General features: G+C 52.5%; 9 protein-coding genes. 2 read left to right on the plus strand and 7 right to left on the minus strand.

What is annotated here, in order from left to right; all coding sequences use genetic code 11:
* Nucleotides 1-311: 311 nt before the first annotated feature.
* From C5Y96_RS19060 to C5Y96_RS19085, 5 genes are all read right to left on the minus strand, one after another.
* A complete protein-coding gene (locus tag C5Y96_RS19060; protein WP_105356595.1) occupies nt 312-1739 on the minus strand; it encodes a hypothetical protein in 1428 nt (475 codons plus the stop codon).
* 666 nt (nt 1740-2405) lie between these two features.
* Entirely contained in the window at nt 2406-3692 is a 1287-nt protein-coding gene (locus tag C5Y96_RS19070) for a ParB/RepB/Spo0J family partition protein (protein ID WP_105356599.1), read from the minus strand.
* Between the two features lie 130 nt (nt 3693-3822).
* A complete protein-coding gene (locus C5Y96_RS19075) occupies nt 3823-5439 on the minus strand; it encodes a hypothetical protein (RefSeq protein WP_146115723.1) in 1617 nt (538 codons plus the stop codon).
* A gap of 263 nt (nt 5440-5702) precedes the next feature.
* On the minus strand, nt 5703-5972 hold the full coding sequence (locus tag C5Y96_RS19080) for a hypothetical protein (RefSeq protein ID WP_105356603.1): 270 nt from the start codon (nt 5970-5972) through the stop codon (nt 5703-5705).
* Between the two features lie 48 nt (nt 5973-6020).
* A complete protein-coding gene (locus tag C5Y96_RS19085) occupies nt 6021-7556 on the minus strand; it encodes a phage integrase SAM-like domain-containing protein (RefSeq protein ID WP_105356605.1) in 1536 nt (511 codons plus the stop codon).
* Between the two features lie 265 nt (nt 7557-7821).
* Between C5Y96_RS19085 and C5Y96_RS19090 the strand changes: the two genes are divergently transcribed.
* Complete coding sequence (locus C5Y96_RS19090) at nt 7822-8391, plus strand: sugar O-acetyltransferase (protein WP_105356607.1); 570 nt, start codon at nt 7822-7824, stop codon at nt 8389-8391.
* Between the two features lie 162 nt (nt 8392-8553).
* Nucleotides 8554-10353 (plus strand): glycoside hydrolase family 2 TIM barrel-domain containing protein, encoded by a 1800-nt coding sequence (locus tag C5Y96_RS19095; protein WP_105356609.1) that lies wholly within the window; start codon nt 8554-8556, stop codon nt 10351-10353.
* A gap of 99 nt (nt 10354-10452) precedes the next feature.
* Here C5Y96_RS19095 and C5Y96_RS19100 read toward each other — a convergent pair whose 3' ends face one another.
* A complete protein-coding gene (locus C5Y96_RS19100) occupies nt 10453-11649 on the minus strand; it encodes a RimK family alpha-L-glutamate ligase (RefSeq protein ID WP_105356611.1) in 1197 nt (398 codons plus the stop codon).
* A 126-nt stretch (nt 11650-11775) separates the two neighbouring features.
* The gene (locus tag C5Y96_RS19105) at nt 11776-12303 is read right to left on the minus strand and encodes an ATP-dependent zinc protease (protein ID WP_105356613.1); all 528 of its coding nucleotides are present in this window, start codon (nt 12301-12303) and stop codon (nt 11776-11778) included.
* Between the last annotated feature and the right edge of the window lie 126 nt (nt 12304-12429).

Raw genomic sequence — 12429 nt, forward strand, 5'->3', positions numbered from 1 at the left:
CCGCGATTGGGATTGTAGACCTGTACCAAGCTCTTCAAAGCTCTGGCAATTTCGGCGACGCGAATCAGGGCTGGCTTTTTGTGATTGGAATCAGGCAAATGGTTTGGTGGATCACCTTGCCAAATCCGATGGCAAGGACGGCACACGAGGATCAGATAGTCTGGATTGTAGAAGCCTTGGTCATAGCGAAGGTGGTGAGTGTCACGTCCGGGATTGCCGCAGATGTGACACTTGCCACCATGCCTTTCGTAGACGAATTCTCTTGTTCGTTGCCATTCTTCCGTGTCGTAAAGGTCTCTCCACTGCATATCCTATTTATGCACTGGAGCTTCATTCTTCGGTTCCTTTGAAGTCTCGTGGTTCGACAAATCGAACGTAAATTCCGGGATCATCCGTACCTTGAGAGATCGCAATCCTCGATTAATGATTTCAATGAATTCCTCTAGGGATGCGAACGAATCTGACTGATAATGCCTATTTACTTTCGCCAGTGCGTGGCAAAGATGGAGCCGGACAATTCTCGTCAACGCAGACTTTAGTTCGACAGCTTCGTATTCCTCTTTGACGAACGGCTCAAAATGGCGTTCAAGCTCTACAATCACACGCTGTGCCGCTCGATAGTTGGTAACCGGATTTGGATCAAACTGCACTCTCGACGTGATGCTTTCGATTTGAAAAATGTGCCTCTCGTGTAGAGGATCGGCGGCAGCAGCTTTTTCATCAGCTTGCACCTTCTCTTGAAATTCATCTGAACGGAGGTATTCCAAGGCTTCTGCCTCAGATTTACGCCGTGCGAATTCTTTGAAGCGTGCGTTATATCGAGCCACAAGAAACCGACCGATATGGCCCACCGTAATCTTGCCTTTGAGCCGATTGTCCTCGTGCCATTTCTTGGTTTCGCTCAGAAATCCGCAGAAGTCACCAAAGCTTTCACCGATCTTGTAGGACATATCAATTGCCTTCTCGGCGTAACTCTGCGTCATGAGTCCACGACATTGCTCACGGTACTCATCGAGACCATCTCCCTTTAACTCGTAAACGTTGGGGTCAGCGGGTGGCTTGGGTTTCTTGACGGCGAGCTTTTCTCCCTGCGGGGCTTGTTGGAATAAACTGAGATGCTCCGTAGCAAGCGGAAGCAGATAGAACTTAAGGTTTCGTCCGAAACGCTCTCGGCTAATAAGGCCCAGATAGTCGAGATCGTTCAGAACGCTGGCAATGGTCTTACGATTGATCCCACTTAGCTGGGTACTCAATGCAGTTTCCGGCACAGTGGCCGAGTCGCCTCCCCGAGCGAGGCTAACAATCTGTGAATAGACCGCTGCGTGATAAACTCCGAACCTTCGCTTCGCATCTTGATAATCGACCACGGCTCCTTTGATAGGCAGAAAGAGCTTGACGTAGCTGAAATGGTCGCTCCAATGTTGGACGTTGGGATCGCTCAGTTTTCGAAACCACGAGTGATCTGGCTCAATCGGGGACCACACTCCGTCCTTATTAATCACCAAGTCACCAAGACTCCTCAGTGAGGCCTTGACGGTTTGTGGAGACAGGCAGGTTTCCTTGGCAAGTCTCCGAATTGATGCGGGAATCTCGTTTCGGTCACATGAGACCAAACCACTAAATACCAACCGCTCCTGAAACATCGCAGATTGCTTTGCCTTGATGAGGCAGTCCCAGAACAGACTGTCCTTGGGGATATTCAGCAGTTTGAGATAAGCCAACTTCTTCAGTGCTTTCATTGTTCTCCTTTCTCTGAGGTGCATTGGTATCTATTTGCACTGCGTAAAGTTTTCCAACAAGTGACAAAAGTTTTCCCATTGAGCGTGACAACACTTTTCCGCTGAGTGACCAAAGTTTTCCCAAAACCGCACAAAGATGTAACACTTTAAGTAAATGTAAGGAACATATAAGAAAGACCTTCTTTTAAGAAACCTCTTAACGGTGACGAGGTTTTTCGCCTGCGGCGATTTGGGGGCTTCGCCCCCGGAAGTAATCCAGTAGTTTCCATTGCTACCTTGTCTCACTGTGGTGGTACTGGCACTTTCTCCAGAACGTTCCCGTCGTATGTTTCACTTCTGATTCAGTCCTCTCTGTTTGAGCTATGTCGTGCGATCCTGACTCGATACCAGCAACCGAGTCCTGTGCTGCTCTTCGTTGTTCTTCTGAAGTCCTGCATTTCGTTGTTTGTTCTGTGCATCAATTTGTCTTGATTCTCTCTGTCCTGCTTTGTTCCGTGTGCCGCAGAACTAATGCTCTGAAAAGCAGACTGACTTGGTGAGCCATCCGCCTTCATTTCAACGCCATGCCTGCGCAGGTCCTGCGCTGTATCAACTGGCTCTGAATTCCGCCGTGGCAAATCGATCATTGACCGTGTTCCCAATTTTGAACCTCCTAACTGAATGCGATTAACCAACAATTACGTCTGGTTCTGTCTCAGTAATGCTGTCGCCAACGCCCACGTTTCCCTCAGTTGCCACCCGGTATCTTGCAGTTCGCACTTGGTTCTCGTCGATGTCGCAGCCAATAAACGTGCGACCTTCCCCAGCCAATGAGACTGCCACGGCATTAGTCCCGGTGCCAAGGTGAGGGTCAACGATTGTCGCTCCCGGTCTTGATAATCGTCTTATTAATTCCATGGCGACATCGAGAGATTGCTGCCAATCGTGGTAGTCCTTCGCAAAGCTGGGCATCTCGATCAGGTCGCAGCAATACAGTGGTTCGTTGCCGGTTCTGCCCATTACTAACGCAGGACGCCAATGTTCGATGATTCCGTTGGTGCGAGACCGTCGAGCCTCCTTAAACCTAATAGCGATGGTCCAGCGAGGCTTAAGGTGGTCCCGCACTGCATCCACGAATTTGTACATTCCGGCCTGACCGATGATCGTTACAAAGAGTGATTCTGGCTTTAACCAGCGTGTCGCAAGTCTCGCTAAATCACGCCAATCCTTGGTGCATTCTGCTGACCACACGACATCGGTTAGTACGAGATCAGCACTTCCTTCTTCGATTTCCAAGTCCCGAAAATCGCAGTGTCTCAGGTCAATGCTTGGAGGTAGCGCAGAAACCTCCGTCACTTCCTGCAACTTCCGTTTTCGATTCGCCATGCTATGGAGCTTCATCGGACGGCGAACGAGTCCGTGCAGATCACCAGCAAGTTCTTGGAGGCTTGGCCCCAAATTATCGAACTCTCTTTCGCTTTTTAGGATCAAACGCGCGTCACGATTGCCAACCTTTCGCTCAACCCCGTCTTTCCCAATTGTCGAGGTTACCGGTGACAACTTATGCAATTGCATAAGTCGCTTCTTTATTCGATGAACGGTCGATTGGTTCACCGCGAATATCTCTGCAACTACCGTTTCCGAAAGATGCGGATTGGCAATCAGATACACCTCAATTAGTTCTGCGCGAAGCTTTTGACTCAAATTGAGTGGTCGTCGCCACATGTTTAAGTCGATGGCGAGTGCTTTCTTTTGAGGATCACTAAGCCCAATTCGTACATCTGCGCCGGCCAGCCAATCAAGTTTCAGCTCTATGCAAATGTCTCGACGCTCATGGCCATCAATCACCTGCTTGTGTTCGTCGATGACGACAGGATTTCGTAACCCAACCGCCTCAATGGACGATGCCAGTTCGGCTCGCTGTTCTGGTGTTGCCTTGGGGAATATTCGGTACGGATCGTCATTTGCAGTCATTGCGAAGTAGCCTCGACTTTGCTCGCCAGCAGTCACCGTCTATGCCGTGACAGCGAAGTGATTTCGGGAAAATTTAGAATTGGATCATGAGTTGTTAGCCATAGGGGTCGCGGAGCGACCCCTATGGCATTCACTCACCCTCAACGGGCTTTTCGGCTTCGTCCAACACGGTGAACACATAACGAGTGTGAGGATTCTTGCCTCGCTGCCAGCGACGAAATCCACCCTCGACTTGAAGGTGATACAACTTTTGCTCTGTCTCGATCTCGAAGGTCACGTCGAGATGTCGCTTCAACAGAACGCCAATCGCTCTTTCACGGCCACGATCCGTATCCCGTTCTGTAGGAGAGAACAAAGTTCGAGCTAAGCCTTCGTTGACGGCAAGTTTCGCCCATTCTCTGGGACGAAGTGATTTACCCGGCTTCGCTGTGCCAAGAATCGCCAATGCTTCTCTCAGTGGATCGTCGGCAGTTTTGCGAGTGCCGTAGTTGGTGAGAAAATCAGTGAATCCATTTACCTTTAAGATGCCGCCAATGGTTCTCGCCCAGCGAGACATGGGGTGCTTTGCAGTGACATCCTCGGGGCAGCCAGCCTTCTTCCAACGCTCGATCATTCCTCGGAATTCCGCTTCGATCTGATCTCGGTTCTGCGGAAGGAACTCAAGCTTCGGATTTCCGATGGGAGTTGGTCGGTCATGAACGTCACCCTGTGGGTCGAGATGAATTGGCAGGCAGCGGTTCATGAGGTCAGGGCTGAGTGAACCGTCATTCGTGTTGATCGTCAGGACGAACTTGTTGTCCAGTCGTAGTGGCTCCCCTGCTCCGGGACAGGACAAGATTACCTCGGGATTCGTGACGAAGCTCTCCAGAAAACCAGAGCGAATGAATTTCGCTTTGCCACCTGAACTGTCTAGTCGAACGTTGTCGATGACGATCATGCCAACGTCAGGAGTGATGCCGATCTGCCGTTGAAGTTGAGACTGCATTGGCCAGTCGATTGATTCGTAGAGGATGTCCGTCTTGGGAACACTGCCTCTAATGAAATCAGTGACCGTTCCTTTGCCAGAATGGCTCTTGGTCGCTGTCAGAAGGACCAACGGCTTTTCCCCTCGCCAATGCCGTCGAAGAAGCACGGTCAGGCCTGCGGCGACGGCATTCGTCCTGTCGGCATTCGTTGCGAACGCCATCACATCGAGAAACCGTTGAATTGTCTCGGTGGATTCAGCAACGGAATTTGTCTCCCCGACAAAGAGAACTCGATTGTCTAATCCGCCATCGTTATAGCCCGGTTGCACCAATGAGAAGTCATCCAAGTAGAATGGCGTTTGAGTTACCTCATCCACGGGCAGGAATTGCCGAAGGAACTCCTCGGATCGTAGCATCCCATTAAGGTGGGCCGACGTGGGTAACTCACTAACGACTTTGCCCTCTTTGACGACCCGCATCCGAACTCGGTCTACTATCACTGGACCAAGTTCCGCCGCCTTACTCAATAGTCGAGTCGAGCCGGAAGGAAGGACGTGAATAAGCCCATGCCCATCCTGCTGGTTGCGATAAAGATCGCCGGACTCGGAGAGCCGCTTTGCGAGTTGCCGGTAGTTGGATGCCGCTCCCTTTTCGACAATCCACTCAATGCGAGCAACTTGCGCCTTGTCAGGTTGAGGGTTAACATCCTCTACATCCCCTAACGGCTCTCCACTGGACTGTTTCCTGACTGGGGGCATCTTCCCCTTAGATGTCGATATCACTTCTCGTACTCCGCACTACAAAATAACCGTAATTCGTTACCAAATCAGGCTTTATTGGAGCGAAACATTCGAGAATGTCTATTTGTTAAATCGATTAACAACAGACATAACAACAGAAAACACCCCCTTAAATCGGCGGTTGAGACTGCAAACGCCGGGTGAAAATATTTCGGAAAATTCTCCGAAATACCCTATTTTTGCATCTGTATTAACTGAAAAGTCTTCTGTTGTTATTCAGGATTTCTACAGAAGAATTGCCTATTTTACGGGCAGCCTTGCTCGTCGTCAGACGGCAAATAGAGCCAACTTTCAGGATGATTCAGCAAATCATTGATGTCGTCTCGAAGACGAACCAATTGGCTCTGAGTGATGGCCACATTGGCGGAATCCCATCGATGCTGCGGAGCAAGTCGGATCGTCATGATACCGACCGGCTGGTCCTCAGAAAATTCATCCTTGTCTTCGCCGGAAATCCGAGCCGGAACGAGCGATAAGATTTCGATGATCGTGACATCAAAATTCTGGTAGCACATAGCGCCCTCCTGCAATCGTTGAATTCGGTTACAGGAGACTTGCGGGTGTTAGAGGTCCAATTGCTGAAGTGAGGCGATTGCCTTCTTAGTGGCTTTGCCAGTCTTTTGAATTTGCTTGAGCACTTCCAATGCTGCGGCAGAAAGCTCAACGGTCTGCGTTGGTTCTTCGGCAAGACCAAATTGTGCTCCGAGGTGTGCGATAGCTTTGTCCAACGACTGGCATGGCTCTCCATCAGTGAAGCTGTAGTGAATTCTGGCTGTCGTGCCAAGGGCTTCACCGAGATATAGCTCGTCCAACATTCGATCCCACTTGGCAATAATTGTGCTGCCAGTTTTGCGAAGCATATCCAAACGTTTCTGTCCAAGATGGCGATCATGCTTATTGCGGGTCCACCACGTTTTTAATGCACCTTCGATAGGTCCGCCGCTTTCATTGCGAAACACGTAGGTTGGATCATCTGGCATGTTCTCACGTGCTGCGTGGATAGCTTCGATTGTCTTCTCCCACAGTGGATACGAGATCACCGGTGCCGTTGCCAATTGGTTCAGCTTATTTCGTTGGATGACGATTCGACTTTCCTCCCAGTGGATATCTCCATGCTGCAATTCGGAGATATCAACATGTCGAAAACCGCAGTTGAGCATCAACAAACAATAACAGCGATATGGCTCGGGAAGCATCAAAGCCAAATCGAATTCTTGTTTGCTCCAAAGGAGCTTCTTCTTTTCCATTCGTTTGCGACCAACGCCCTTGGGTTCGTGAAACCCAAACTCTTTGCTGTCGAGGTTGCTTGGTGTTGTCAGGTCACATTGTGTTTGGCGACCACACCAGCGAACCATCATCTTGAAGGTGGCGAAATATCCCTTTTTGGAATCCGTCGCCAATGCACTTTTCTCCAAATGCCGATGGTATGCCTCCACGTAGTCGTTATTTATGATCGAAATGTGTGCTTGCAGGTCGGCATAGTTTTTGAAGTTGGCTAGTTTATGTCCTCGGTTCGAACCTGATCGTTTGCGGGCTAAACGATCCTTGACACGATCCAAATAAGCATCCACCCAATGACTGACGGTTTGAGGAACCTTGTCCAACTTGATGGGTTCCATTCGTGCAATACGATCCTTCCATTTCTCTGGCAGATCGTAGATTGGCATTCCAAGTGAGGAATAAGGCAGTTCCATGAATTCTGCCTTGAACGCTGGATGATCCTTGAAGAACTGCATTACCGTAACGGTGTCTGACAGATATGGCTGGGTCAGACATTCGGCCAGAAACTCTAGGAACGATGTAACATCCTTGTGTAATGCACGCTCATCGGCTGGTGTTCCAAAAGCCTCGTAGTATTGAACGACCTTTCCGAACAGTTCTTGATGGTGTTGATACACCTGAGCATTCGGTCGTTCACCACTAAATTTGGCCTTGGTCAGAATCCATTCCTCCAATGCCGCACGGTATCCCTCCTTCGTCAGCGGATGCTTGAAATAGAAGGTATCTCCTCCCTTGTACTTTTTCCAGCAGTTGCGTGGAGTGTGTGGTGTCAGGTCAAGGGGAATGCCATTGGCTTTGCAGTATTCGGCGTAATTCATGGGACAATCCCGGCCAACAAATTAGGTACATTTGGTACAGTGGAAGAGGTCGGTACCTAATGAGTTGTACCTAATTCGATCAAAACCAGCACCCCAATTAGGTACAAGAAATGCAAAATCCTCGGGAATCAGCCAAGGTCGCCGACAATGGCATGCAAGAGGTCATCGGTTCGATCCCGTTATCCTCCACCTTCAAAAGCTCGCAGATCAGTTTGATTTGCGAGCTTTTTTTATGCGCCGATGGATCTGATATCGAGAACTCCCCATGCCGACCGAACGTGAAAAGATGCTCCGCGGCGCGATGTATCGGGCAGACGATCCCGAACTGGTCGCGGCCCGCACCAGGGCTCGTGCCCTTTGTTATCAGCTCAATCACGATCTCCGCACCGATACCAACGCCCGCAAGCAGCTTCTTACCGACCTCCTCGGTTCCGGAGGAGACTCGGCCCACATCGAGCCCCCGTTTCGATGCGACTACGGCAGTCACATCTACCTGGGCGAGGAGGTCTATTTCAACTTTAACTGCGTCGTGCTGGACGTCTGCCGGGTCACCATCGGCGACCACACGCTGATTGGGCCATCGGTGCAGATCTACACCGCTACGCACCCAATGAATGCAGAGCTTCGCCGTAAGGAAGAGTTTGGCCAACCCATCACGATTGGCTCCGACGTCTGGATCGGCGGCGGAGCGATCCTGTGTCCAGGCATAACAATCGGCGACCGAACCGTCATTGGCGCGGGAAGTGTCGTGACGAAAGACTTGCCGCCGGATGTCTTCGCCGCTGGCAATCCTTGCCGGGTTATTCGTGCGATCGACCAAGACGCTAACGATTAGCGCATCCCCGGTCTGGCAACTCGCCTTATCACCCCCGAAACGGGCCAAAATTGCCCCATTTCTTGACATTGGCAAGCTGCCCTAACGAGAATAATCCGACACATCTCGTCCCATCCCAGGCTGTCTGTCCTGGAGTTAAGCTTTCGCGGAAGGCAAGTTTTGATGAAGTGGCTTTGGATTCTCTCATTCCTACTAACCTTTACGGCAACCCAACGTTTGAGTGCTGCCGAGGTGAAGATTGCCGAGACCAAGAATGGGTTTCAGCTTCTCGTCGATCAAAAGCCGTTCTCTATCAAAGGAGCCGGTGGGGATGGCGACCAAGCGCTACTCGCCGCATCAGGTGCGAACTCGTTGCGTACCTGGGGCATCGGCAACGATACTGAGGCCCGGTTGGACGAAGCCCAGAAAAATGGCCTGAAAGTGGCCCTGGGAATCTGGCTAGGGCATGCCCGACATGGATTCAACTACGAAGACCCTGCCCAGGTAGCCAAGCAGTTGGCCGACACGAAGGCAGCCGTTTTGAAGTTCAAAGACCATCCGGCTCTGCTTTTGTGGGGTGTCGGCAACGAAATGGAAGGCTTCGAAGCCACCACCGATCCGCAAGTCTGGCAAGCCGTGAACGATATCGCCAAGATGATCGGCGAAATCGACCCGCACCATCCCACGATGACCGTGATTGCCGAGATCGGTGGCGACAAGTTGCCGTCGATCAAGAAATACTGCCCTGACATCGACATCGTCGGAATCAACAGTTACGGCGGCGTGCAATCGATTCCCGAGCGGTTTGCCAAGGCCAGACTCGAAAAGCCGTATGTCGTCACGGAATTCGGCCCGCCGGGTACGTGGGAGATTCAAAACAACGAGTGGGGCGTTCCGCCGGAATTAAGCAGTACCGAGAAAGCGAACATCTATCGCGCAGCCTACCAGAAGCTGGCAGCCGATCCCCATTGCCTCGGATCGTTCGCGTTCACATGGGGTTTTAAACAGGAAGCCACCGCAACGTGGTTCGGCATGTTCCTACCCGATGGAACGAAGGTGGCTGCCGTCGATGCCATGACCGAGGCCTGGTCCGGCCAGCCACCGGCGAATTTGTGCCCGCGGATTGATCAGTTGGAAGTCGTGGGCAAGCCAATCGCCGAGCCGAACACGACCATCGAGGCCCGCCTGAAAGTTGTCGATCCGGAAGGAAAGCAGCCGCAAGTCAAATGGGTTTTATTCCGCGAGATGGACGAGTTCAACACGATGGGAGACTATCGCCCAGCGCCACCCACTTTCCCGGAAGCGATCACCAAGGCCAGCTCAACCGGCGCGACCGTGAAGATGCCGCAAGTTCCGGGCAGGTATCGACTGTTCGCTTACGTTCACGATGGGGACGGTGGCGGTGCGGTCGCGAACGTACCGCTGAAAGTCGCAGGAGAGGTCTCAATGGAAGACCTGGCCCGAGGCCGCAAGGTTCCGGTTCCCTTCATCATCTACGCCGACGACATGAATGGTTCTCCCTATGTTCCTGCTGGTTATATGGGAGAAGCGTCCGCGATCCACCTGAACGAGCAATCGACGAGCGAGCCTCACTCCGGCAAAACGTGTCTCCAAGTCACCTACAATAAAGGGGATGGCTGGGGTGGCGTTGTGTGGCAAAGTCCCGCCAATGATTGGGGCGATCGACCTGGCGGCTTCGATCTGAGCGCCGCAGATACGCTTGAGTTTTGGGCCCGCGGCGAGCAAGGTGGCGAGAAGGTCAAGTTCGGCTTCGGTCTGATCGATCGCGACAAGCCGTTCTACGATACCGCTAAAGGCGAGATCGAAGTCACGCTGAAAAAAGAGTGGCAATCGTTCAAAATCCCCCTCGTTCGCTACAACGCCGGAAGAATCAAAACAGGCTTCTACTGGACTCTCGGCGGACAAGGCAAACCGGTGATGTTCTATCTAGACGACATCGCGTTTACCAAGTCAGAGCAATGAGCCAGGCGAGAAAAACAACGCTTGATAGCAGAGCACAGCCATGCCACTGCCGCACTCGGCAGTGGCATAGGTGTAGCAGACAGATCAGACTGCTTTGAATTAACTGCCTTCTAAGGCAGCCTTCGACAGCTTCTTGATTTTCGGTCGTCGCTGCTTGATGATCTTCTCAGGGATCAGACCTCGCATCGCATCCAGCTTGCCAAAGCACAGCAGGCGGTCTCCTGGTTCCAGCACTCGCTTCAGGCGTGGGTTCGGGATTACCGACGTGCCGCGATAGAGGGTCAGCACGTTGATGTCGTGGTCAGGCAGGCCCGACTCGTCGATCGTTTTGCCACAGTATTCCGAGCCTTCGGGGATGTGGATCTCGGTCACGCCATAGCCGCGGCTAACGGTCAGGCGTTGGCGGATATCGATCTCAGGGAAATCGACCTGAGCGGCGATGTAATCCACAATGGCACCGGCGATGTCGAGCTTGGTACAGCGTTCGATCCCTTCCAGGCCAGGCGACGAGTTCACCTCCATCACTTGAGGCCCCGAGTCGCTCTCCAGCATATCGACACCAGCGATACGCAGGCCCATAATCTGAGCGGCACGCACGGCCGTTTCGCGGTAGCGTTCGTCTAGCTCGACCGTTTCGGTCAGGCCCCCTCGGTGAACGTTGCTGCGGAATTCGCTTCCCTGGGCAATCCGCCGCATGGCGGCCACCACCTGGTCTCCCACCACGAAAGCACGAACGTCACGGCCGCGACTTTCCTTCACAAACTTCTGCACCAGGACGTTCTGCCGGGTGCTGTGAAGCGTTTCGATAATGGCCTCGGCAATCTTCACCGAGTCGGCCAGAATCACGCCAACCCCCTGAGTTCCTTCGATCAGCTTGATCACCACCGGAGCCCCACCCACGCGATCGATCGCCGGTAGAATGTCGGCCCGGTCGCGCACGAAGGTTGTTTGCGGAATCCCGATGTGGTGGCGGCTGAGGATCTGCAGGCTGCGCAGTTTATCGCGCGAGTTGGTAATCCCCCACGAGCTGTTTGCCGGGAAGACATCCATCTGTTCGAACTGCCGCACGACGGCGGTACCGAAGTAGGTAATCGAAGCCCCAATCCGCGGCAGAACGGCATCGTACGAGCTGAGCTGCTTCGAGCGAAAATAGAGGTCCGGTTCACCCTTTTCAAGGTCGATGGCAAACTTAAGTGTATTGAGGACCTTGACTTCGTGTCCCCGCTCTTCAGCGGCTTCACGCAAGCGGCGCGTGCTGTAACAAAACCGGTTGCAGGAAAGAATTCCTAACTTCATCGCGTCGCGCTTCCATCTCGACAGGAGTTTGATTCTGGGCCGCCCATAGGGGCGACTTGACGCCGGGAAAGGTGGCTCCCCTTTAACGTCATGGTAGAGACATTTTGACGTGAGGCAACCGAAATGCTAGGTGGCATCGTTTTCAGTCTTAACAGATGGTCGCTTTGTGCCCTTGGCCTTTGTCCCCCCCTTCCCTTTGAGCCGTTTGGGGACGCCTGACAGATACGAGGCCCCCGAATCGACCAGAATGCGTCCTCGGATTGCTTCACGACCCAACAGCATGCGAAAGCCCATGGAATCGCGATTGGCCAGGGTCAGTTCAATCTCGAACAATTGCCCCAGAATCTCGACCTTCGTCAGAATCACCGGTCTTTTGGTTACCTGGCCGTTCGAGCTGCGGACCTTGCGAAACTCAAGTACCTGGCTTTCGGCCTCGACCTTTTCGCTTGTGCTGCGCTGACGTGTGTGGACTTTGAATCGCACCCACTGCTTGCCTTCCCGCTCTTCATACTTCAGATCGTAAGCATGCAGCGAGGAAGATCGGGCACCGGTGTCGATCTTGGCCTTCACCTTGGCAATCCCGAGCTGGGGAAGTTGTACCCACTCGCGCCATCCGATGATCGGCAGCTTGACCGGTTGTGCTTTCGAAGGCATGCCTGACTCGCGGAATAGATCTCAGTCGTCAATCAAGAGGAGCGTTTTTCAATTCCGGTCTCGAAACCATATTTCCGCTTCGAAACAGGCTCTAGTCACCTCACGTTGATAAGGATTGTAGGCCAG

This window comes from Blastopirellula marina (assembly GCF_002967715.1).
GTDB classification, from domain to species: Bacteria; Planctomycetota; Planctomycetia; order Pirellulales; family Pirellulaceae; genus Bremerella; species Bremerella marina_B.

Coding starts and splice junctions, on each gene's coding strand:
- C5Y96_RS19060 (WP_105356595.1), bottom strand. CDS start 1,739: ATGAAAGCACTGAAGAAGTTGGCTTATCTCAAACTGCTGAATATCCCC.
- C5Y96_RS19070 (WP_105356599.1), bottom strand. CDS start 3,692: ATGACTGCAAATGACGATCCGTACCGAATATTCCCCAAGGCAACACCA.
- C5Y96_RS19080 (WP_105356603.1), bottom strand. CDS start 5,972: ATGTGCTACCAGAATTTTGATGTCACGATCATCGAAATCTTATCGCTC.
- C5Y96_RS19085 (WP_105356605.1), bottom strand. CDS start 7,556: ATGAATTACGCCGAATACTGCAAAGCCAATGGCATTCCCCTTGACCTG.
- C5Y96_RS19090 (WP_105356607.1), top strand. CDS start 7,822: ATGCCGACCGAACGTGAAAAGATGCTCCGCGGCGCGATGTATCGGGCA.
- C5Y96_RS19095 (WP_105356609.1), top strand. CDS start 8,554: ATGAAGTGGCTTTGGATTCTCTCATTCCTACTAACCTTTACGGCAACC.
- C5Y96_RS19100 (WP_105356611.1), bottom strand. CDS start 11,649: ATGAAGTTAGGAATTCTTTCCTGCAACCGGTTTTGTTACAGCACGCGC.
- C5Y96_RS19105 (WP_105356613.1), bottom strand. CDS start 12,303: ATGCCTTCGAAAGCACAACCGGTCAAGCTGCCGATCATCGGATGGCGC.